The sequence below is a fragment of the Ruegeria sp. genome, from assembly GCF_965199275.1.
In the GTDB taxonomy this organism is placed as follows: Bacteria; Pseudomonadota; Alphaproteobacteria; order Rhodobacterales; family Rhodobacteraceae; genus Ruegeria.
The window spans coordinates 1-21,200 of the sequence record NZ_CBDAQX010000006.1; the positions used below are offsets into that span (position 1 = coordinate 1).

Sequence of the window (21,200 nt, forward strand, 5' to 3'; positions counted from 1 at the left end):
CTTTCGACCAGTCAAAATCCGTTTTCCCTTCCGAGGTCGCGCGCGGCATTTACATTGAGAACCCGCCGAGCGCGGAGGCGCTCAAACTGATGCACCTGCTGATTGGCAAGGCCGGGGGCAGGATGGCCGATGATGTGCGCCATGATTTACGCCTGGCCGACATCAAGGCCATTGAGGGGATGCGGAACCACAGCCGCGCCACGCTTCGAAAGCTGTTCGCGGAACTGCGCGGCGCGGTGATGATCTTCGACGATACCGAAGCCCAGTGCGAGATGATTGGCGGGTTTCTGGACCAGGCCAGCCTCGACTATCGACACGAGATCAGCGACGATCTTCTGATTGCATGGTGGTTCGGCAGAACTTTCCGGGCGATGGCCGAAAAGTCCTGTCACTGGGCAATCATGGACCGGCAGACCGTGTTTACCCTGTCCTCGAAATATTCGATCCTGTTGTTTCAACATATATCTTCACTGGCCAACCTAAGTCAGATCGCCCGCAAGACATTCACGGTCCTCGAACTACGCGCTGTACTTGGTGTTCCAGATGGTAAAATGCAGCGATGGAATGATGTAAACCGTTTTGCCCTTAAGCCCGCTATTGCTGAGATTAACCAGCTTTCTCGCCTGCACCTGACCGCGACCCCGAAGAAGGTTGGTCGCACTGTGGCCGAGATCACGATCACCTGGCAGGAGAAGGAACTGGACCAGCGGCGCGAGACCCGGCAGGAACTGGACCGGCCGAAGATCGGCCGCAAGGCGCGACGTGACGGCAGCGCCGAAACACCGGTACTATCCTTCCCGTCCTCCGGTTCGGTCAAGGGTGACAGGTTCTGGGACCCTCTGGCGCGGGAACATGTCAACCGCCTCCAGGGTGGCCATGTGCCCGATCTGCGCATCCTGGCCGAGAGCTTCCGGAGCTGGTGTGCCGCCAAGGATATCCCCCTCAACGCCCGCGCCATAGACAAGACCTTCATCGGGTTCTGCCGCCGCTACAAAGGCCTGTACGCATGAATGGAACGGTGAGGGGTCATAAGGCATTTTTTTCGTTGAGACATCGGTAAATGGTTGCAGGATGGACTTTGAATGCTCTGGCGACCTCTTTGACGGATTTTCCATTTTCGAGAAGTTGACGGACTGTGTCGCGTTGTTCACTCCCCAATTTAGGAGGGCGTCCAAATATGACGCCACGTTGCAATGCAGCCTTTCGACCGTTTTCGGTTCGACCTCGTATAAGTTCACGTTCGAACTCTGCAATGCCAGCAAACACGGTCAGGATCATGCGGCCTGAGGGCGAGGATGTATTGGCCCAGGGTTCGGCAAGCGATTGAAGTCCCGCGTCTTTTTCTCCGATAACTTCTGCGACGCGTAAAAGTTCAGACGTTGAACGCGCCAAGCGATCAAGACGCGTCACGACAACCGTATCCCCTTTTCTGAGTTGGTTTAGCAACCTTTGCAGTTCAGGCCTCTTTATGCGTGCACCGGAACCCTTTTCCTCGAGCACCGTCTCGCATCCGGTCGCTTCCAGTTCGGCCCGTTGCAAATCAAGTTCCTGGGCGTTCGTTGAGACGCGCGCGTAACCAAATTTCATGCCGCCCCTTCCGAAGTGTCGCAAAAGTTGTCGCAAAAACCGTTTCTTTCGCATCTGTATTTTGCGATAGATAAACCATTGATTCTTCGTGGCCGGATTCGGTCTCGCGAAACTTGAGAGATTTGCGAATGCCGACGCGGTTTTTGAGTGACGCGCAGCGGGCGCGATACGGACGCTTCGACGGGGTTCCCAGTCGAACGCAGATCGCGCGATATTTCCACCTTGATGCGACTGATCGGGACATTATCAATCAGTTGCGTGGCAGCCATAATCGTCTGGGCTTTGCGCTTCAACTCGGTATCGCTCGGTTCCTTGGCGTACTTCCGACAAGGTTCGAGGATATTCCCGATGTCGTGGTTGAAGCGGTGGTCGCACAGCTCGGACTGACCACGATGCCGTCTTTGACCGCCTATGCTGTTGGGCGCCCAAAGAAGCGCCATGCGGCCTTGATCCGGAAAACCTACGGCTTCCGAGACCTGGCCGATGATGCCAGCGCTCGCTTTCGTTTGACGCGCTGGCTTTACACTCTGTGTTGGTCTGGCGATGATCGGCCGAGCCTGCTGATTGACCGGGCCACGGCGTGGATGTTGGCGCGCAAGATACTGCTGCCTGGTATCAGCACTTTGGAGCGCCTTGTTGCCCGCATTCGGGATCGTGCGCATCGGCAGTTGTGGATGCATCTGTCCGATGCGTTGTCGGATATGCAGCGGCAGAAGATCACCGCCTTGCTTGAGGGCGAAGGCGGGTCGCTGCGCAGGCTGGATTCGTTGCGGGCGGCTCCCACAAGACGGTCTATGACAGAACTGCTGCGCCACTTTCATCGCCTTGATGACATTCGCGCCTACGAACTGGCCCCGCATTCGCCTGAAACGGTTCCGAATGCACTCATCCAGCGCCTGGCCAAGATAGCTAGAACCATGCGGCCATCTGCAATCGCGGTTGCCAAGGAGCCGCGCCGAACCGCGATTATCGCCGCGCTGTTTCACACGTTGGAGGCCGTTGCCATCGACGATGCGGTCGAGCTTTTTAGTGCCTTGCTGGCGGATACGTTTCGAGAAGCCAAGGCAGCTCGCAAGCGAAAGAGATTGCGAAGCTTGGGCGATCTGGACGCTGCTGCTCTGACCTTGCGTGACCTGGCCCGGCGCGTCATGACCGATGGCGACGATGATACAGATATGACTTTCCGGTCCTGGCGCGATGCCATCTACGACGAATTGAATTATGCCGCCCTCGTTGAAGCCACTGACCGTGTCGATGTCTTGGCCAAACCACCAGAAGACAAGCCGCTGGAAGAACTGATCGTAAAGTGGCGCACGACGCACACACTGTTTCGCAACCTCCTCGAACGAATAGAATTTGAAGCTTCGCCCAAGGGCCAGCCTATCAAAGCGGCGATCGATTTTCTTCGCGGCATCGAGAACTGGGCAAAAGCTGATATGAACGATGCGCCGACTGAAATCCTGCGTGGAGTCTGGCGCAAATACGCGCTCGATACCAATGGAAAAGTCTCCGACAATAAAGCTTATGTTTTTGCTGTATGCGAGGCTTGGCAGGGGGCACTTAAGACCCGAGACATCTTCGTGCCCGCTGGCATGAGGTTTGATGATCCCAGACGTGGCTTGCTGAGCGGCGAAGCGTGGCAGGCGGTGAAGCCAACTATATGCCGCACACTTGAACGTTCGCCAAATGGAGAAACGGAACTCGCCGTTCTTGCTGACCAACTTGACCAAGCCTATCGGCGGGCGGCGGAAACCTTCGAAGTAAATCCGGCAATTCGAACTGAAATCAAGAAGGGCAAGCCACAGCTCGTCATCACGCCACTCGACCGCATCGAAGAATCCGACAGCCTGAAGAAACTGAAGTTCGCGATGCGGACCAGATTGCCAAAAGTCGATCTCTCGGATGTGCTTCTCGAAGTCGCCAACCGAACCGGTTTTGCGCAGGATTTCACCCATGTCACTGAGCGGCGCGCGCGCGTCGATGGCTTCCAGACAAGCCTGTGTGCCGTATTGCTCGCCGAGGCCTGCAACATTGGCTTCGAGCCGATCACGCAGGCGAGCTTTCCGCCACTTCGGCGCGACAGGCTTTCCTGGATCAGCCAGAACTTCATCCGCTCCGAGACAATCACGGCAGCAAACGCTCGCATCGTTGCCGCCCACAATGAACTGCCGATCGTCCAACATTGGGGTTCTGGTGATGTTGCCTCCGCAGACGGAATTCGCTTTTCCGCTCCACCCACGGTCATCCATGCCGGCCCTAACCCGAAATACTTCAAGACTGGCCGCGGTATCACGCTTTATAACCTTGTCTCCGACCAGTTCACTGGCCTCAATGCCCTTGTTGTGCCCGGAACACTGCGCGACAGCATGTTCATCCTTGCGCTTTTGCTCGACCAGGAAACCGATCTCGAACCCGTAGAAATCATGACCGACACGGCGGCCTACTCCGATATCGTCTTTGGACTCTTTTGGTTGCTTGGCTATCAGTTCAGTCCTCGGCTCGCGGATATCGGTCAGACCCGACTTTGGCGCATCGACCGCAAAGCAGACTATGGTCCGCTTGATTCGCTCACGCGCAACAAGATCAATGTCCGCCTCATTATAGAAAATTGGGAAGACCTGTTGCGTCTGACCGGATCGCTGAAGCTTGGACACATCAATGCAGGCGCAGTCATGCGTACACTTCAGGTGCGCGAACGCACCACGGCACTCGCCAAAGCCCTTGGAGAATTGGGCAAGATCATCAAGTCGCTGCATATCCTCAGATTCATCACTGACGAGGAAACGCGGCGGCGTATTCTGATCCAACTTAACCGTCAGGAGCTTCGCCACAGCCTGGCCAGGCGCGTCTGTTACGGTGAAAGGGGGGAAATTCGCAAACCCTATAGGCAAGGGCAGGAAGAACAACTTGGAGCGCTCGGGTTCACCCTCAATGCTATCGCTTACTGGAACGCAACCTACATGCAGCGCGTACTCGACCAACTCGAAACAGAAGGCTGGAATGTCAGCCCCAATGACATTGCCAGAATATCGCCCCTTGGACACAAACATATCAATTTCCTCGGCAGGCACGCATTCGACCTGCCGGACAACATTGCCACCGGAGAATTGCGCCCTCTCAGAAACCCTAATTCCGAACGGTAGTTTTGCAAAGTCTTATGACCCCTCACCGTTCCATTCATGCGTACAGGCCCATAGTGGCGGCGACGATCTCGGCCAACCATGGCAGGATCAGCACCGCGAGGATCGCGCCGCCGATCAGCTTGATCCACTTGAGTTCTGTTTCCAGCTTGCCAATATCGATTTTCATTTCGGCTTTGAGTTCGGCCAGATCGGCTTTTGTGGCAACGCCGCCGGTGACGCCATCGCGCACCGTCTGGGTGATTGCCTCAGCCTGTTCCTCGCTTATGCCGCTATCGCGCAAGCGGCGCACCGCCGCCATGGTGTCGAAGGTGATTTCAGTCATCGGTTGCGCCGCCCTCGATCACGTCCAGTTTGTAGCGTTCAACCGCCTTTCCGTGGTCGTTGATGTTGCCCCGGAAAGCCCCCTCCGGCGTCACCGTAATGACCTTCACACGACCTCTCTTGATCCGCTGTATTGCGCCAACTTCTTCAAGTAATTTAAGGGATTGAGACATGTTTACTTCGTGTGTGCGCATAATCTCGCAAAGCTGACTGGCGGTCTTGGTGCACTCGTAGCTTTGCCAGCCAAGGTGCCGGCAAATCGTCCAGAGGATCGACATGGCTTCCTTGGCTTTTGTCGTTGTTGGAGCCGCCTCAAAAAGCCGCTCTGTCACGGCGTCCTGATACTGGAATGCGATAGACACGTTGCCACCCCCGAGGAAGTCGAATTCAAGTTGCACGGTGGCGCTCATGCCTTTCGCGCCCTGCGCCAGCTCTCGGGCCTTCATAGCACGTTCAGGACTTCTTTCGACAAGAGCTTCCCGGTCCAGCACAAGCGCCACCCGGTCGTAAACACCCCGTTTGCGCAGTTGCCGCTCCAGCAGGGTGTCCGGGTCCGTGACGTTGGTTTCGGCCTTCCTGCGGCGTTCCTGGACCCCGACCAGAACCGCGATTGGCAGCACCGGAGCGTCTGCCCGTTTTTGCGCTTTCTGGGTCTCTCTGGCAAGGTCGATATCGGTCTGTGATATGCCATGAATTTTCTTCAGGTCACGGATGGAAATTCGGGCCATGGTTTTTTGCACCTCAAGAATCGAATAGTTAGTGTTCTGACTAAGTGTCAAGATTCGAAATCACCCTTTTTTTATGGCTAAAACCGCGTTTTTGCACTTCGGTATCCATATATCCTATGTATTTTACCCCCTATCCCCCAAAAAAATGGCCCCGGAATCGCCCTGTCGAGAGGTCGGAAATTTTCTGAGAGAGGGCCGGGTCGAGAGGTTGCGCAAAAGACCCCGGGAACAGCGCCTGCGGAGAGGCTGGAAAATTCCATCACCAGAGGAGGACCGGGAAGCAGTTTCAAAGAGGCTGTGCCGCTCCCCGGAATCCCTCCCCGCACTCGACAGGGAGCGGCAGGGGCGCGAGCGGTAAGCCGGAGCGCCCCAGATCCCCTCGTAGCACAAAATCCGGGATCTGGTTCGGATCCGATGCGAACCCGTGATTTTACCAGTTGGACAGGATCGGCCTTCAGGGCGCAGGCACCCGGTTCCCGGTGCGTCCCCCGGATGGGTCCCGCCCCGAACGCCTGCGAACTGGCGACACAACCCGGGGCGGGCAGGAACAATCTCCAGGCCAGAAGATCATCCCCGCCCCGCGCTTTGCCCGATCCTGGCGGGGGCGTCCAGGCTCAGAGCGGCCCTGAGCGCGTCTGAGAGGCTCAGAGCGGCCCTGAGCGCGTCTGAGAGGCTTCCCCGGCTCGATCCGGCTACGGGAAATCCCGTAGGTGCCGCCCCGGCGGGTCGTGATCTGCAAGTCGATTTTTCAGAAATCGGCTCAAGCACGTTTCCGCATTCAAACCAGGTTGAATGCTCAACGGCGCTTCGAGGGGTTTTCCGGTTCAGCTGTTGGGATGGTTTTGCAAGCGGGATCGCTGGCATCCCCTGAGCCGGTTTATCCGGTTGGAAAAGTTAGTACTAACTTTTCCAAAGGCACGATTACACATCAAAACGATTTGCGTTTTGATGTTCCCTGTCTCCTATCGGCACGTCCGCCCCGCCGATCCGGTCCAGGCAGAGGCGCAGCTGGCCCGGATCAGGGCAGGTCGACGCAGCCAGGCACAGCGACAATGAGGGCGAGTTCGCGTTAGGTGTTGTGTGGAATTGGGGTCGGCTATTCGACCGACATGACCACGCGCCAACGATTGCCAGCGCGTTCCAGAACCCGGCCTTTCTCGTCCCACGAAAACAGCCCTTCCATTCCTTTGGGTGGCGTCCCCCATCTGGGCAGGTTCGTGAGGTCGATGTAGTAATATTCGTCCATCGGAACGCCGTTCAGGCCGCTCCGATGCAAGGCGAGGAAATCTGCTTCAGCAGCGTTCAGAGCCGCGGCTAACTCGTTCAGATCGGCGGCAGCGGCTATAGCTTCCGCGTGTGTCATTCAGCCGGTGCGTCCACCAGATCGAGGCGGCGCTCTATGCGATCGAGGCGTTCTTGTATGGCAGCTTGACCGCTGTCACGGGTCAAATCACTTTGCACAAGACCGCCCACATGCGCCTTTATTGCGCGAAGTTCACCTTCAATCCGGCTAAACCGAAGATCGTGTTCCGCTAACTTGGATTGAATCCTTTTGAGGTGCTCAAGGATCAGTTCGTTTGTGACGTTCTCAGGCATTTTCCGCTTCCTCGTAAGCTGCGCGGGCAATATCGGCTTGCATCCGCAGGGATTACCGCGAGATGAGCGGCAGCGAATTGAGCAAAATCTGGAAGGCACGATTATACATCAAAACGATTTGCGTTTTTATGTTTTCTGTCTCCTACCGGCAAGGGCAGGAACTTTTGGCTGGATTGAGGGGCAGGCCAGCCTTATTCCGGCGGTTTGTAGCTTCTGCAGAAGCCGATGAATGTCTTGTCGATGGTACGGGCGTTGAGGGGGATATCCTTGGCGGCACACCAGCTTCGGAAGCTCTCGGCCAGGATGCGCAGATCGGGCACATGGCCCCCCTGGAGGCGGTTGACATGTTCCCGCGCCAGAGGGTCCCAGACCGCATCGCCCCTGATCGATCCGGAAGCCGGGAAACCGCGGGGCGGGGCGTCCGGCGCGACGGTTTGGCCTAAACGGACCATAGCTGCATATATGGACATCTGAACGAACATATGGGGAACAAAAACGCCTTGACGCAGGAGTACAGCTGTTCTGAGATCAAGCATCTTTTCCGATGGGAGCGCGTATGTCTGATCGATCATTCCTGGAGTGCTGGAGTCTGAATTTCAACGACATGGAGTTCGTTGAGGCATTCAATTTAGCCAGCCGGTTCCGGGTTGCCTTCCAGCTGCGATTTTTCCAGACGCATGGGCGTTTCCCTTCGCGTGAGCAAGATCTCAGTTCCGAAGGACTGGAGTATTTGGCCCAGCAACTGGACGTGAAGGTTCCCGTTGATCAGGAGCCATTCGATTACCGCCACGTCAATGCCCGCCGCCACCGTGTTGCCATCCTGAAACATCTTGGGGTTCGGCGAGCCACAGATCGGGATCGCCTGGCTTTGCGCTCATGGATTTTTGAGGACTGCCGCAGGTCGTCGGCTCCGACTGTGGAAGACCAAGTTGCATCGGCATATGCGTGGTGCCTCAGCAATTCGATCTACATCTCATCTGACAAGATCATGGAGCGGTTGGTTCGTAGTGCCAGGCACGATTTTCTTAAGGATTTGTTGGCATCCACTGCCCGCATTCTTCCAGCCAACACGCGGGACCAACTGGAAAAAAGCCTTTCGGAACCAAGAGGCCCTGGTGGATTTCACCTTATGAAAAACGGGGTTGGCGCGGCCACTCTCGCCAACGTTCTTGGGGCATGTGATCGCCTGACTTTTCTTGCGGCCCTCAATTTGTCCTCTGAGCATTTGGCTGGCATTGACCCTGCCTGGATCTCCATGTTGTGTCGCCGGGTTGAACGGGAGAATGCCTCAGAAATGCGACGGCATAGCGATGACCGGCGGATCGGTCTCTACGCCCTGTATCTCATGGACCGTCAGAGAAAGCTGACGGATGATCTGGTTGATCTGTTTCTGGAAATTACGCATCGCCTTCAAACCCGCTCGCGACGAAGGGTAATTGCCAAGATAGCCAGCGACATCGAGCGGGTTTACGGCAAGGATCGACTGTTGTGTGCCATGGCAGAAGCGGCGATCGAGGAACCGGAGGGGCGGGTGATCGATGTGATCTATCCGGTCGCCAGTGTTGCAAAGTTGAAGGCAGTGATTGAAGAATATCGCGCCAGCGGCACACTGGACAAGCGCATCCAGACTGTCATGCGCGGCTCCTATGCCAATCATTACCGCAGGATGATGCCAGCACTCTTGTCCGTCCTGCACTTCCGGTCGAACAATGCTGTGTGGCGTCCAATACTTGATGCCCTTGAGCGGATCATTGAATGGCGGGAAGAAGGCCGCAGGACAGTGCCTGTCGGGGACGCACCTGCCGGCTCCATTCCTGCAGGCTGGAAGGAATTTGTCGTTGACGATACGGGTCGTTTGAACGTGATTTCCTATGAAATCTGTATACTTGGCCAACTTCGTTCCAGTATCCGCGCGCGTGAAATCTGGGTTGAAGGTGCCGATCGCTACCGGAATCCGGACCACGACTTGCCCGCAGATTTTGACGAGCGTCGCGCGTCTTACTACGCTGGTCTTGGCCTGCCTCAGGACGCTCAGGCCTTCGTGGCAAATATTCGCAGCGAACTTGAGGACGAGTTGCGGTTGTTGAACGAGACACTGCCGAAAAACGACAAAGTCCGATTACGGACAACAGGGGATAACCGCATCTGTATCACGCCTTTCGAGCGCCAACCGGAGCCAGCCGGTTTGATCAACTTGAAAAACGAGATCGGACGAACCTGGCCAATGACAAGCCTTCTCGATGTCCTAAAGGAAACCGCTTTGGATACCGGGTTTCTGGATTGTTTCGAGAGTTCGGCCAGTCGGGAGGTGTTGACGGAAGATGTCCGCAACCGGCGTCTGCTCCTTACGCTTTACGGGGTTGGCACAAATGCCGGTCTCAACCGGATTGCCACTGGAACCGAGGGTGTCAGCATTGATGAGCTCGCCCACGTTTACAGGCGCTATGTCAACGCCACCGCGTTGAGGGCGGCTTGCGCCAAGGTGGCCAATGCCACGCTGGCAATTCGCGATCCGGATATATGGGGTTCGGTTGGGACGGCCTGCGCGGCAGACTCCACAAAATTTGGGGCTTGGGACCGTAACCTCATGACGGAATGGCACGCCCGATATGGCGGTCGGGGCGTCATGATTTACTGGCATGTCGAGCGTCGGGCGACCTGTATTTATTCGCAGTTGAAGCGATGTTCATCCTCTGAAGTGGCGGCTATGATCGAAGGAGTGCTGCGCCATTGTACGGACATGGAAATCCAGCGTCAGTATGTAGATTCTCATGGGCAGAGCGTCGTTGGCTTCGCTTTTGCGCATCTTTTCGACTTCGAACTGGCTCCCCGGCTCAAGGCGATTGCAAGTCAAAAATTGGTGCTGGCCTCTGCTGACCAGCGGGCCAGCCTAACAAACCTCACCCCTATTCTTGCGGGCGTCGTGGACTGGGGCGAGATTGCGCGTCAATACGACGAGATGGTCAAGTACGCTGCAGCGATGCAACATGGCACTGCCGATCCGGAGTCGATCTTGCGGCGCTTTTCCAAGGGCGATGTGATGCATCCTACCTACAAGGCGCTAGCGGAGCTCGGTCGAGCTGTGAAAACAATCTTCCTTTGCCGCTATCTCCGGCTTGAGAGCTATCGCCGCGAGATCAACGAAGGCCTGAACGTGGTCGAGAACTGGAACAGCGCAAACGGATTTGTGTTCTTCGGCAAGGGCGGCGAGATATCAACCAACCGGGTCAACGAGCAGGAGATCGCGGCGCTGTCGCTTCAACTCGTTCAGGCCTCGCTTGTCTACGTCAATACGCGCATGGTGCAGTCAATCCTGTCCGACCGGAGTTGGGCAGAACGGATGACGCCGGAAGACATGCGCGGGCTTTCACCGTTGTTCTACAAGTACGTCAATCCCTACGGTCACTTCGAGGTGGACTTGGAGCAGCGCATCGAATTCGATAGAAGTTTGCTGGCTGCATGAGTGTTATTATGGGTGTACCCTTAATGACACCTCTGATGAACACTTATCCGTCACGTTTTTTCGTTCATTTTGGGTGGTTTTCGATATAATGAACAAATCGCCTGGGGGGCATACCCAAAATGAACACTTCTACCGCCCGGATCGGGTATGCCAGAGTATCAACCGCTCATCAGAATATTGATGCTCAGATCGCCGCGCTGAGGGCGGCTGGATGCACCATGATCAGGACTGAAACCGGCAGCGGCTCAACCCTCGAAAGTCGGCCCGAGCTCGGTACCATCCTCACCTTCATCCACCCCAACGAGACATTGGTGGTCACACGCATTGACCGTCTGGCAAGATCACTCCGAGATCTGCAAATCATAGTCGAAAAGATCAAGGAAAAGGGCGCTCATCTGGTAGCCACAGAACAGCCCGTCGACACTTCAAGCGCTACTGGAAAGGCATTTTTTGACATGCTGGGTGTCTTCGCCGAATTCGAAACAAATCTCCGCCAGGAACGCCAGGCTGAAGGAATTGCCGCCGCAAAGCTCCGTGGCATCTACAAAGGGCGGTCTCCAAAAATTGACACGCAGGAGATCCAGAGCCGCCTTTCCAACGGCCAGTCTCCGACAAAAATTGCCCGAGAAATGGGAGTATCGCGCGGGACCGTGTACAAGGTGAAAAGTGGAAAGGCCGAGCATGAGGGAAACGGCGAAAACCGACCAGAAACTGAGAATGATTAGGCCACTCTAAGTGTTCACTAAGCCCGCCGTTTGTTCCCCATCCGTTCGTTCAGATGTCCATATATGCAGCTATGGTCCGTTTAGGCCCTGCCCGGCCGCGCGTCCGATCGTGGCCCCGAGATTGTCCAGCGCGATGCCAAATGCATCGGCCTTGTCGCTGTCCACGAAATAGATCCCCACTTCCAGCCCGATCCGTTGCGCGGCGGTGGCGATGACATCTTCAATCACCGTGCCGACACGGGCCTGCACCGAAGGCGGCCCGAAGACGCTGACGCGCCCGGTATCCGGAAACAGCCCCACCCGGGCCGGGGCCGGCGCAAGCGGTGCAAGCCGCGCCCCGAGCTCGGCCCAGGGGTCCGTTTCCTGCGCGGTGGAGAGGCCGATCCCGCCCGCGCGCTGCTCATCGGTGAACGTGGTTCTGGCCCGCGGCAACGGCACGCGCCAGTCGCGGGTGATCATGCGGTCGATGGCAATCCCCTTGCCGTCATAGGACCAGGCCACATCCATGCGCGTCGACAGCCGGTCCAGAAACCCCGAAAGCGGGCCGGTATAGGCGGCGCGCATTCTCGTGCCGATGGGCACTTCGACCACATCGCCACCCGTGAGGATGTAGCGCGTGCGGATATTGACCGGCAGGCCGCTGGCCGATGTGATCGCGGCGGCAATGGTGCGGATGTCAGCCTGCCCGGGAAGCCTGAGGCTCACGCCGCGCGCGGCCTCGAGCTGTCGGGGCAGCGGATCACCCTGTCTCGAGCCGCGCGTGACTTTGAGCGCGCCGCCGTAATAGGGGCGGTCAACGCGCAGGACTTCCCCACGCTGTGCCGCGCGCTGTGCATCAAGCTGTTCACGGGTCAGCCGTGTTCCATCCTCGATATCGCGCCCGGCCTGCTCGCTGACATCGCAGGCGCAAAGCGCAAGCAGAAGGAGCGGCCCCAGCCGGATCGGACCGGATGATCTGCGCCGCCCCATCACAGACCTCCCAGCCGGATTGTCCTGTTGGAGTAAATCCGCACCGGGGGTGCGGTGCCGTCAGAGCCCAGGCCCTGCACGAGCTGGTTCAACGCGGCCTCAAACTCGGCCTGCAGCCGGACCGGCACCGCCAGGATCCAGGCATCACTGGTGCTGACAACCACCCGGTATCCCGCCGCCCTGCCCCAGCGCCTGAGCACCGCCTCGAAATCCTCGCCAGCCCGCGCGCTCCAGATGGGCAGCGGCGCGGGCGGCGGTGTGGCGTCTTTGGCGGGTTTTGCAGCTTTAGTCCCTTTTGCAGGCTTTGACACCTGTGCCCCATCTGCCGGGGATGCGACCCGCCCTGCCTTGCCCGGACCTGTCTGTAGTTCTGTCGGCGGTTCTGTCTGTGGGCGCTTCTCTGCGCCTGTCTGTGTCGCTGCGGTGGAGGGCGCGGGCGCTTTGGTGCCAAAAAGGGCGGCCAGGAACCCGGTGCCGCTGAGCGGTGCGCCGGGCGTGCTGGCGGGTATTGCGCTGGACTTCTCCTGTCCCACTGATGCCCCCTGCCCGGCCCCGGCCTCACAGGGCAATCGGATGGGGGCCCCGATGCGCAGGCGCTTGGGATCGAGCCCGGGATTGGCGCGGGCGATCTCGGGCCAGCGACGTGAGCTGCCCAGGCTGCGCGCCGCGATCCGGCCCAGCGTGTCGCCGGCGCGGATGGTATGGGTGCAGGCGGACGGTAATGGGACCGCCCGCCTGCGGCCTGCCCCGTCCCGCTGATCTGCGAGATCTGGCGACGGGGCGGCAGTCCGGCCCGGGCGCGTGAGCTTTGCCTCAAACGCGCCGGGCGCGACCCGCTCGGTGCTGGCGCGCAGCGCGACCGGTCTGACCAGCGACTGCCAGTCCGGGCAGCGGATGATGTCTTGCGCCCGGCCCTCTTGTGGGGCGAGCATAGATATAGCGGCAATTGCGCCCGCGGCGCATAGCAGTAGACGCCGCGCGTGGTTTTGGAGTAGGACAAAAAGAACGGGACAAGACTTGAGCAGGCTCAGATATGCAGGGATTTGCACGCAACAGCCGCTATATACGCGCGTCAGTGCCGGGCGCGGTGACGGTGTTACGTGATTCGGGAGCGGACCGGGGCATTCCGGGACACCGATTCGCGAGACATCCTGACGCGAGTGATTCTGACGTGAGTGATTCTGACGTGAGAGGTCGTGAAGATTTTTACGGAAAAACCGGGAGAAATCGCTTGACTTTCGTCTCAAACCCTGAGGGGGGGGATTTCTTGGCAAATATGTCCAGACGAATCATTACAGCGGTCTCGCAGATCATGTGTGACGCGCTCAAGCCTACCCCTATTGGCGCAGATTGTAAATGCGCGCCGGAGGGCTGCGGCTCTATACTATATGGAGCGTCCGCACGATTCGGGCGGTACAGATATTGCGCCAGACAGTACGCGAGGCTGCGCGCCAGATATTGCGACGGTGCCGATATACCGGCCGGTTGCGATCAGAGGCCCACCAGCACAGGAGGAGACGGGATCCGGAACGCGATGATGTAAGGCCAAAAAAGAGTTGAGGCCAAAAAAGCAAAACGCGCAGGTCTCCCCGCGCGCCTCATTCTCGTGAGCTATCAGAATTTCATCACCTTCTGATTAGCTCACGGGACAGAAAGAGGCAACCCGAAAATGCATTTTCGGGATCGGGAGAGCTATATGTGTCCCCTGGATCGGGTGTGCGGTCGGATCTGCGACGCGCCTCACCCGGGCTCATTGGGTATATGCGGCGATGACCTGCGCTCTGAACATATGGAGAGCAGAGATGCGAGATTTTACATGCGACAGCGCACCGGGGGTTTATGATCCCGCGCGTGCGCATCAGATCCAGGCGTTTATACCGGGGGCGGAGGAACATTTTGTCTTGCCGGGGGATGTGACCAAGGCCACGGCGATCAATATTGCTGTTGCGGTTCTGATCCTGATGGGGGGCAATGCGACGGATGTGCAGGCCTATCGCGAGATTGCCGACCGCACCGAACGGGTGGCCTGGCACAGCGGCACCCATGCGCCGGTGAACTGGCGGCGGCAATGTGACATGGCGCGGGCGCTGGGATTGAGCGAGCGGCAGTTTCGGCGCATCGAAGAGCGGCTGGTGCGCTTTGGCCTGATTGCGCGGACCACGGCGGAGAATGGCTATCGCGGCTACCGGGCGGGCCAGGGCTCCGCAGAGGGCGTGCGCTTTGGCCTGTCGCTGGAGCCGACGATTGCCAATTACCAGGCCTTCACCTTTCTTGTGGCGCAGGCCGAGGAGGAGGAAGCGCAGCGCCGGCAGGTGGTGGGTTATGTGCGCACAGGCAAGCAGCGGGTCCGTTTGCTGATCAGGGGCATTGCGGATGCGGAAACCCGGGCCTGGGCGGAAGAGGCTTACGAGGGGTTGCGCGTGTTCAGTGCCCGGACCCGGCTGCGCGCTCTGGACGCGGAGGCATTGGATCTGCTTCACGCACAGGTGATCGCGCTTGAGGACCACATTCGCGACGCCCTGACACCGCTCGCCCCCGAAGAGCAGACAGGGCCACAGACAGGGCCACAGACTGACATCCAGGCAGAAGACCGGACAGAAGACCACTCTGAAGCGCAGGCCGGCCCCCGGCCCGAACTGCAGACTGAACCGCAGACTGAACCCCTCGCGCAGGCCCCCTGCCCCCCGGAACCAGCGCCTGAGCTTGAGTCTGACCCAACGCCCGAAGCAGAGGGTGCCGCATCACCGGATCACGTGCTGGCGCCCGAAGGGGTATCCCCGGCAAGTAAATCCGCAGACCCTGGTCTTTCTCGGCAGGACGCAGAGCGTGACGTCCGTCAGGACGTAGCCGCAATCGCCCCCGAAAACACACATGGAAACACCCATGCAAGCACGGATACAGACCAGCCCGTAACCTCTGTGGATAACAGGCATTATGGCACAAATATGTCCGGTGCGGCGGTCTCCCATGTCCGGCCCCATATACAACCTGAACCCAAACCTTTTGAGTCCTGTAACGACCTGCAGTCGAAAATGATGACGCCAGCATACGCTGGCGACAGGGTTAGCTTGGCATTGCACCCTGACGGGCGCAATGATTGCTTTAGAAAAAATGATCGCAAGGCCAGCCTGTGGATCAACCCCGAAATCCTGCAAAAACTCAACCAGAATACACTCAAAGATCTCGCATCCGAAGACGCAGCCATGTATCTTGAGGTCCTGGAAGACTGGCGCGACTGCCTGCCCTACCTGCTGCGCGACCTCGGCATCAATATATCCGCATGGCTCGAGGCCACAGATGTCATGGGTGACGAAATCGCCTTCATCGCCCTGCTCGTCATCGACAGAAACAGGTTCCATCCCGTCACACCCGTCATAAACCCGGGCGGTACACTGCGCGCATGTACACGGCGCGCCATAACAGGTGAGCTCAACCTCACACGCGCTATCCTCGGTATCTGGGAACGCGACAGACAAGGCAAACAGCCAAAGGCGCAGCCCGAAGGCAGAGCACTGCAGTGAGAGGACTTGTGGGACGGGGTGCGGGGGGCGATGAGGTGTGCGGGCGGATGGAGCGGCGCGATGTGGCGGGGAAAGGGGGTGGCTTGATGTGGGGGACGGGGAAAGGGGCGCAGGGCGGGCGCTCACAGGGTCCGAAGGGGTGGAAAGGCTATCATGGGGCGCGATGATGCGTGAAACGGGTCGCGGACAGGCCCAGGCGGAGTTTGATCATAAACGACCAGAGGCTCAGGACGGCTCGGATGTCAGGGGACAGAAGATGAAACCTTCGGGACAAGAGGCGGCAACCACAGTGCTGGCGCGATGGAAAGCATTGGCCGAGATCGAAAACAGCCGCGCCAAGAAAACCTGGGGTCTGTCCCGCGCAAGCTCTGAGCGACCGGCAATATATGGAGACCCGGTGGAAAATGCGGCACGTGCCAAGAGGGATGCGAACATAGAGGCCTGGGCCGCAGCGGGCATGAGCGTCAAGGAGATCAGTCACCGCACCGGACTTGTCCCGACATCCGTTACAGCTTCAAGCCTTATCTCTGAAGCACATGCGACACGAATGTCCCGAGAGCGCGAAGCGTGGCAGGGTATTCGTGTCTCAAGTTTAAGGCTTGAAGCTCTAATCGCATTTTACGGCTGCGCAGGCGGCAAGCCGGTGAGGAAAACACACAGCAGCGCTGAAATACTGTCGGACAGACAGAACACCACAGGGTGACAGCAGAGGATGGCAGAATGACGGCGGAGAGGGTCGAGATGGATGAGAGGAATGAGCCTGGGCGACAGCGGCAGCACTCGGTCCTGACTTCCGACATTTTTTCGTATAAGTCATTGATATTATTATGCCTTGGTTGCCAAAAGGCACTACACGGACTTTTTTCGCCAGCGATTGTTTCGGAGTGTTGAGGGAGCTCAGGCTTTGGTCTGGCCAGTTTTTCGGGTGCGCCCGGGGGGTATCTTGAAAGGGGCTTCGTTCCAGGTCAGGCCGACGCAGGTGAGGATGCGTCTGGCATCGACCGTGGCATGGCTTGGCATGCCGTAGCGGTCAGGGGTGCCTTTGTGGCGCAGGATCGAGAGCTGCAATGCGTTCAACTCGTTGCGGATACGAGCCGGGCTCATCGGGTGTCCGAGCAGGTCCAGATGCTTGCGCAGGTGCTGCAGGCAGCAGAAGGCCATGTAGCAGATGGCGATATGGGCCCGGACCCGACGCGGCGACCAGTGATAGATGGGCCGGATTTTCAGATCGTGCTTGTTGGTGCGGAAGCAGGCTTCGATCTCCCACAACTGGTGATAGCGGGCAATGACGTCCTGTGCCTCCAGTTCGTCCGCACCATGAACAACAATGGCATGCAGCCCGTCCCATTGTGCCGCTGCCTTGATCTTTGCATCATCCAGCGTGACGTCCCCGCTGTCGGGGAAGGCCAGGAAGCGGCCATATCCCCGGCTGCTGAAGCTGCCGGGTTTGCGAGAGCGCTTGAGCTTCTTGTGCAGCTTTTCGATTGCCTTGTCGCGCTTGTGGGCATCATTGCGTGCCCGGGTGGGTGACCAGGTCACAATGACCCGCGCTCCCTCCTGGTCGATCACCTTGTACCAGCCCTTCTCGGTTGCCTCTTCAGAACCGTGTCCAGCCCAAGGCTGGCGTCCCTCCGGGCTCAAAATGTTCGCCTTCACGGCGGCCGGGGCGGACTTCATGCGATAGCCGAGGATGTAGGGCAGACCCTTGTTCTGCAACATCTGCTGGTTGTCCTTGCTGAGCATGGCGGCATCGGCCACGAACGTGACCCTGGCCACGTCGAAGCGTCCCTCCAACGCCTTCAGCGCAGCTTCCAGCGTATGACCTTCCCAGGTGTTTCCCGGGAAGAGTTCATAGCCCACAGGCAGCCCATCGGAGGTGACGATCAGCGCCAGCATGACCTGAGCGCGGTGATGCTTGCCATCCTTGCTGAAGCCCTTGGCCAGAAGATGATCCTGCTCGACCCCGTCCGCATCCTCGGCCGGGTCCTCGCGCTCGGTGTCAAAGGCCAGGGTCGTGCAATCGTAGAACAGCACGGTCACTGGCCCGCCCAGCAACTTCTCTGCCGCCGCGTGAGAGGTTTTGCAAATCCCGTCTATCACCGGCGTATTGATGTAATCCATGCTCCGATAGACCACGTCCAGATTGAGCGTGATGCCTGCCTGGTTCTCCAACGCCTCCACGGTCGCGCGCTTGCTCTCGGGCTGTGCGATCCGCGCCATAACCAGCTCTTTCACAATGCGATTGGCACTTTTACGCGCCGCCCCCAGAAGGGCCCCCCAACCCAGTTGGTCATACATCGTCCCCATGACATCCCGCAGACCCAGAGAGACCCGCGCCTCCTCACGGCACTCGGCAAGATCAACGCCAAGCTTGTCCGGCCGCGGAGCGCGGCGCACCAGCGCCTGCAGATCGGCATATTCCGTGGGCGTGAACAGTTCCATTTGCGGCGAGCGATCAATGCGTAATTGCTCCATCAAGCGGCCCGCCAGACGCTTGATATCCTCAATCTCGCTGTCGTTATGGGCCACACCCACATGGCGCAGGATCTTCTGGCGTACCTTGGAGCCGGTGCGGACGGATTCAACGATCTGGATCCGTGTGCGGTTGAGCTTTGCGTCATGTTTGGTGCGGATGAACATGGGCGAAGAGGTTAGCCATCTGAAGGCCCATGTCAATACTTTTTATAATAATGGGGCACTACAACGCGCCTCTGAGCAACCACACCTGAAAACAAACCAAAAACCCAGTCAGATCAACAAAAAGGTCGGAAGTCAGGAAATACTGTCGGACAGACAGAACACCACAGGGTGACAGCAGAGGATGGCAGAATGACGGCGGAGAGGGTCGAGATGGATGAGAGGAATGAGCCTGGGCGACAGCGGCAGCACTCGGTCATCACAGCAGAAGAACGCCGCCTCATCGACGAGGCCGTCGCCAAAGGCCGGGTCACCCGTATCCCCACCGGGGCAAGTGCGTTCGAGCGAACATACATCTGGAAGCCCGGGCGCAAGAACAGCATGAAACTTGTGCTCGTGGACGACGGCACCGAGCGCAAGCCGGGGGAGGCCTGGCGCCGACAGATCGCCGAACAAGGACGGTTGGCAAAGGCCCGGAACAGCGCGCAGGGCCGCAAACGCAAGTGACAGGAACCAAGCAGACCTCTATGATGCCGGGCAACAGGAGATGAATGCAATGACCGCACAGGACCGCAGCATCCAGACACCCCGACGCAGGGCAACCTACCAGGACGTCCTCGACGCGCCCCCCAACAAGGTCGCCGAAGTGCTGGCAGGAACGCTCTATACCCAGCCAAGACCCGCCATGCGACATGCATGGGCAAGTTCCATCCTGGGTATGGAAGTGGGCAGTCCCTTTGGTCGAGGTCGCGGCGGCCCCGGTGGCTGGTGGATCGTTTTTGAGCCGGAATTGCATCTGGGCGAGGATATCCTGGTGCCCGATCTGGCGGGCTGGCGACGCGAAACCATGCCGGACTATCCGGATGCGGCCTATTGTAGCGTCCCACCGGATTGGGCCTGCGAGGTGCTGTCGCCCTCAACGCGGCGGATCGATCGGCACGAAAAGGCCGGCATCTATGCTCGCGAAGCCGTGCAGCACCTCTGGCTTGTCGACCCCGCAGCCAAAACTCTGGAAGTCCTGGAACTGCGCGACGGCCATTGGGTGCTGCTGGTCACACTGGCCGATGATGCACCCGTCTCACAGCCCCCCTTCGACGCCATCACCTTCCCGCTCGATGCGCTCTGGCCGGAAGGGGGCGGTTGATGAGGGAAAAAAGAAATGGGGGACTAGTAGTGACTGACGTGCCGGGTAAATAAAAATCCACTTGTCTTCAAAACAGGGCTATTTACCAGACGTCAAAAAGCGCTTGCAAATCATTTGATTGAGTGAATCTATTCTATGGATGTGAGGTACAGGAGGTTTCAGCGATGGTATCGGTTCGTTCAGTATTGCGTCAAATTCCCGACCCGCGCGGTAAAAAGGGCCGTCAACACCCACTTGAAGCGCTGGTCGGGTTGATGCTTCTCTCCATGCTCAGTGGGCGCAAGGGTATGATGGCGGCGTTCCGCCTTGGTCGTACGCTCACGCCGCGTCAACTCATGCGCTTGGGGTTCCGTCGCGGGCGCGCGTCACCCTGCCATGCAACGCTAACGGAAACGCTACGTATCCTCGACCCGGCTACCCTGGCGCAGGCGTTTGGGCGGCTTACGGCACCAGCACAAGATGATGAAGCTCACCATCAGATCGCCATTGATGGCAAAACTCTACGCGGCAGCAAGGACGCGGCAGGCAAGGCGGAACATGTGTTGTCGGGGTTCTGCGCGACGCTTGAACAATCCGTCGGACACACATCATCGCGTGGCAAGGGCATGGAAATACCTGATGCCCTGCGGCTGCTGAACCAGATTGACCTTGCGGGACAGATCGTCACCGGGGATGCCATTTTCTGCCAAAAAACAGTCACTTCCAAAGTTGTGGAGAGGGGTGGCGATTACGTGTTCCCTGTAAAGAACAATCAGAAAGACCTGCGGGGAGAAATCGAAACGGCGTTCAAGACGCCGGTTTTTCCCCCTGTTGGAATGGCGGGAGACGCCGCAATCGGGGCACGGCAGAATCGACCAGCGTTGCATCGAACTCCTTCCCGTCGAGGCATTGAGTGAGCACATGCGCAAGCAGTGGCCAACGATCCGCAGTATCGCCTGCATCAGCCGAACCCGCGAGCATATCCGCGCCGGGCAGATTACCAGAACACAGGCCGAGACAGTGTATCTCATCACCAGCCTGACGCGGCCCAAACCCAAAGACATCCTGCGCCTGAACCGTAACCATTGGCGCATCGAGACCATGCACCGCGACAAGGATGTCACTCTGGGAGAGGATCGCTACACCAACCGATCTGACAACGCGCCACGCAATATCTTTACCCTTGTCAGCGCGACCAGAACCTTGCTCAAGCGCATATCGAAATCACCAACAAAGGCTATCGAAATGATGCAGGACAACCGCGCAAGGGCTATCAGAATCGTCACAGATCAACCCAAAAACACCTTTCTCTGAATCGCCCTGTCTTCAAAAGAGTTGATGGAAAACAAGAACTGGTTATGATCCAAAATACCAAGATAACGTGGTA

At 58.4% G+C, this 21,200-nt stretch carries 20 protein-coding genes; 11 read left to right on the forward strand and 9 right to left on the reverse strand.

Annotation, left to right across the window (positions count from 1 at the left end):
• Positions 1–1,010: replication initiation protein (locus ACOERD_RS01870; protein WP_419737855.1), on the forward strand; the 1,010-nt coding region annotated here is incomplete at its 5' end.
• A 16-nt stretch (positions 1,011–1,026) separates the two neighbouring features.
• On the opposite strand, the gene ACOERD_RS01875 is transcribed toward ACOERD_RS01870, so the two are convergent.
• Positions 1,027–1,587, reverse strand: coding sequence for a recombinase family protein (locus tag ACOERD_RS01875; protein ID WP_419737856.1), 561 nt, complete (start codon positions 1,585–1,587; stop codon positions 1,027–1,029).
• Between the two features lie 128 nt (positions 1,588–1,715).
• On the opposite strand from ACOERD_RS01875, the gene ACOERD_RS01880 reads away from it, so the two are divergent.
• Positions 1,716–4,730: a Tn3 family transposase gene (locus ACOERD_RS01880; RefSeq protein WP_419737857.1), complete on the forward strand. Its 3,015-nt coding sequence runs from the start codon at positions 1,716–1,718 to the stop codon at positions 4,728–4,730.
• 34 nt (positions 4,731–4,764) lie between these two features.
• Here the strand turns inward: ACOERD_RS01880 and ACOERD_RS01885 are convergent, their stop codons facing one another.
• The 5 genes from ACOERD_RS01885 to ACOERD_RS01905 all read right to left on the reverse strand — a co-directional run bounded on the left by ACOERD_RS01885 (position 4,765) and on the right by ACOERD_RS01905 (position 7,947).
• Positions 4,765–5,052 carry a hypothetical protein gene (locus ACOERD_RS01885; protein WP_419737858.1) on the reverse strand — a complete coding sequence of 96 codons (288 nt, stop codon included), beginning with the start codon at positions 5,050–5,052 and terminating at the stop codon, positions 4,765–4,767.
• The gene (locus tag ACOERD_RS01890) at positions 5,045–5,779 is read right to left on the reverse strand and encodes a hypothetical protein (RefSeq protein WP_419737859.1); all 735 of its coding nucleotides are present in this window, start codon (positions 5,777–5,779) and stop codon (positions 5,045–5,047) included. Before ACOERD_RS01890 ends, ACOERD_RS01885 begins: the two co-directional genes overlap by 8 nt.
• Before the next feature lie 1,096 nt (positions 5,780–6,875).
• The gene (locus tag ACOERD_RS01895; protein ID WP_419737860.1) at positions 6,876–7,142 is read right to left on the reverse strand and encodes a hypothetical protein; all 267 of its coding nucleotides are present in this window, start codon (positions 7,140–7,142) and stop codon (positions 6,876–6,878) included.
• A complete protein-coding gene (locus ACOERD_RS01900) occupies positions 7,139–7,375 on the reverse strand; it encodes a hypothetical protein (protein WP_419737861.1) in 237 nt (78 codons plus the stop codon). The genes ACOERD_RS01895 and ACOERD_RS01900 overlap by 4 nt, the downstream gene beginning before the upstream one ends.
• A gap of 191 nt (positions 7,376–7,566) precedes the next feature.
• A complete protein-coding gene (locus tag ACOERD_RS01905) occupies positions 7,567–7,947 on the reverse strand; it encodes a hypothetical protein (protein WP_419737862.1) in 381 nt (126 codons plus the stop codon).
• Between ACOERD_RS01905 and ACOERD_RS01910 the strand changes: the two genes are divergently transcribed.
• A complete protein-coding gene (locus tag ACOERD_RS01910; RefSeq protein WP_419737828.1) occupies positions 7,932–10,838 on the forward strand; it encodes a Tn3 family transposase in 2,907 nt (968 codons plus the stop codon). The two genes, ACOERD_RS01905 and ACOERD_RS01910, sit on opposite strands and share 16 nt — an antisense overlap.
• Before the next feature lie 119 nt (positions 10,839–10,957).
• Entirely contained in the window at positions 10,958–11,563 is a 606-nt protein-coding gene (locus tag ACOERD_RS01915) for a recombinase family protein (RefSeq protein ID WP_419737827.1), read from the forward strand.
• Between the two features lie 69 nt (positions 11,564–11,632).
• Here the strand turns inward: ACOERD_RS01915 and ACOERD_RS01920 are convergent, their stop codons facing one another.
• A complete protein-coding gene (locus ACOERD_RS01920) occupies positions 11,633–12,532 on the reverse strand; it encodes a hypothetical protein (protein WP_419737863.1) in 900 nt (299 codons plus the stop codon).
• Positions 12,532–13,464: a TcpQ domain-containing protein gene (locus ACOERD_RS01925; RefSeq protein WP_419737622.1), complete on the reverse strand. Its 933-nt coding sequence runs from the start codon at positions 13,462–13,464 to the stop codon at positions 12,532–12,534. The genes ACOERD_RS01920 and ACOERD_RS01925 overlap by 1 nt, the downstream gene beginning before the upstream one ends.
• An 870-nt stretch (positions 13,465–14,334) precedes the next feature.
• Here ACOERD_RS01925 and repC point away from each other — a divergent pair.
• On the forward strand, positions 14,335–16,053 hold the full coding sequence (repC, locus tag ACOERD_RS01930) for a replication initiation protein RepC (protein WP_419737864.1): 1,719 nt from the start codon (positions 14,335–14,337) through the stop codon (positions 16,051–16,053).
• Between the two features lie 163 nt (positions 16,054–16,216).
• On the forward strand, positions 16,217–16,756 hold the full coding sequence (locus tag ACOERD_RS01935) for a hypothetical protein (protein WP_419737865.1): 540 nt from the start codon (positions 16,217–16,219) through the stop codon (positions 16,754–16,756).
• 194 nt (positions 16,757–16,950) lie between these two features.
• Here ACOERD_RS01935 and ACOERD_RS01940 read toward each other — a convergent pair whose 3' ends face one another.
• Positions 16,951–18,693: an IS1634 family transposase gene (locus ACOERD_RS01940; RefSeq protein WP_419737624.1), complete on the reverse strand. Its 1,743-nt coding sequence runs from the start codon at positions 18,691–18,693 to the stop codon at positions 16,951–16,953.
• On the opposite strand from ACOERD_RS01940, the gene ACOERD_RS01945 reads away from it, so the two are divergent.
• The 5 genes from ACOERD_RS01945 (at position 18,686) to ACOERD_RS01965 (ending at position 21,127) form a co-directional block, all read left to right on the forward strand.
• The gene (locus ACOERD_RS01945) at positions 18,686–18,865 is read left to right on the forward strand and encodes a hypothetical protein (RefSeq protein WP_419737866.1); all 180 of its coding nucleotides are present in this window, start codon (positions 18,686–18,688) and stop codon (positions 18,863–18,865) included. The genes ACOERD_RS01940 and ACOERD_RS01945 overlap by 8 nt on opposite strands.
• A 17-nt stretch (positions 18,866–18,882) precedes the next feature.
• Positions 18,883–19,197, forward strand: a complete 315-nt coding sequence (locus tag ACOERD_RS01950; protein WP_419737867.1) for a hypothetical protein — start codon at positions 18,883–18,885, stop codon at positions 19,195–19,197.
• Between the two features lie 40 nt (positions 19,198–19,237).
• Positions 19,238–19,834 carry a Uma2 family endonuclease gene (locus tag ACOERD_RS01955; RefSeq protein ID WP_419737868.1) on the forward strand — a complete coding sequence of 199 codons (597 nt, stop codon included), beginning with the start codon at positions 19,238–19,240 and terminating at the stop codon, positions 19,832–19,834.
• 164 nt (positions 19,835–19,998) lie between these two features.
• Positions 19,999–20,730 carry an ISAs1 family transposase gene (locus tag ACOERD_RS01960; protein ID WP_419737869.1) on the forward strand — a complete coding sequence of 244 codons (732 nt, stop codon included), beginning with the start codon at positions 19,999–20,001 and terminating at the stop codon, positions 20,728–20,730.
• Positions 20,645–21,127: an ISAs1 family transposase gene (locus tag ACOERD_RS01965; RefSeq protein ID WP_419737870.1), complete on the forward strand. Its 483-nt coding sequence runs from the start codon at positions 20,645–20,647 to the stop codon at positions 21,125–21,127. Before ACOERD_RS01960 ends, ACOERD_RS01965 begins: the two co-directional genes overlap by 86 nt.
• Positions 21,128–21,200: the final 73 nt, after the last annotated feature.

Bases quoted from the DNA above. Each gene is read 5' to 3' on its own strand.
- ACOERD_RS01920 (WP_419737863.1), bottom strand. From the start codon at position 12,532: ATGGGGCGGCGCAGATCATCCGGTCCGATCCGGCTGGGGCCGCTCCTT.
- ACOERD_RS01905 (WP_419737862.1), bottom strand. From the start codon at position 7,947: ATGATCGATCAGACATACGCGCTCCCATCGGAAAAGATGCTTGATCTC.
- ACOERD_RS01945 (WP_419737866.1), top strand. From the start codon at position 18,686: ATGAACATGGGCGAAGAGGTTAGCCATCTGAAGGCCCATGTCAATACT.
- ACOERD_RS01935 (WP_419737865.1), top strand. From the start codon at position 16,217: ATGATGCGTGAAACGGGTCGCGGACAGGCCCAGGCGGAGTTTGATCAT.
- ACOERD_RS01950 (WP_419737867.1), top strand. From the start codon at position 18,883: ATGACGGCGGAGAGGGTCGAGATGGATGAGAGGAATGAGCCTGGGCGA.
- ACOERD_RS01915 (WP_419737827.1), top strand. From the start codon at position 10,958: ATGAACACTTCTACCGCCCGGATCGGGTATGCCAGAGTATCAACCGCT.
- ACOERD_RS01955 (WP_419737868.1), top strand. From the start codon at position 19,238: ATGAATGCAATGACCGCACAGGACCGCAGCATCCAGACACCCCGACGC.
- ACOERD_RS01910 (WP_419737828.1), top strand. From the start codon at position 7,932: ATGTCTGATCGATCATTCCTGGAGTGCTGGAGTCTGAATTTCAACGAC.
- ACOERD_RS01885 (WP_419737858.1), bottom strand. From the start codon at position 5,052: ATGACTGAAATCACCTTCGACACCATGGCGGCGGTGCGCCGCTTGCGC.
- ACOERD_RS01960 (WP_419737869.1), top strand. From the start codon at position 19,999: ATGGTATCGGTTCGTTCAGTATTGCGTCAAATTCCCGACCCGCGCGGT.
- ACOERD_RS01940 (WP_419737624.1), bottom strand. From the start codon at position 18,693: ATGTTCATCCGCACCAAACATGACGCAAAGCTCAACCGCACACGGATC.
- ACOERD_RS01900 (WP_419737861.1), bottom strand. From the start codon at position 7,375: ATGCCTGAGAACGTCACAAACGAACTGATCCTTGAGCACCTCAAAAGG.
- ACOERD_RS01895 (WP_419737860.1), bottom strand. From the start codon at position 7,142: ATGACACACGCGGAAGCTATAGCCGCTGCCGCCGATCTGAACGAGTTA.
- ACOERD_RS01880 (WP_419737857.1), top strand. From the start codon at position 1,716: ATGCCGACGCGGTTTTTGAGTGACGCGCAGCGGGCGCGATACGGACGC.
- repC (WP_419737864.1), top strand. From the start codon at position 14,335: ATGCGAGATTTTACATGCGACAGCGCACCGGGGGTTTATGATCCCGCG.
- ACOERD_RS01925 (WP_419737622.1), bottom strand. From the start codon at position 13,464: ATGCTCGCCCCACAAGAGGGCCGGGCGCAAGACATCATCCGCTGCCCG.
- ACOERD_RS01875 (WP_419737856.1), bottom strand. From the start codon at position 1,587: ATGAAATTTGGTTACGCGCGCGTCTCAACGAACGCCCAGGAACTTGAT.
- ACOERD_RS01890 (WP_419737859.1), bottom strand. From the start codon at position 5,779: ATGGCCCGAATTTCCATCCGTGACCTGAAGAAAATTCATGGCATATCA.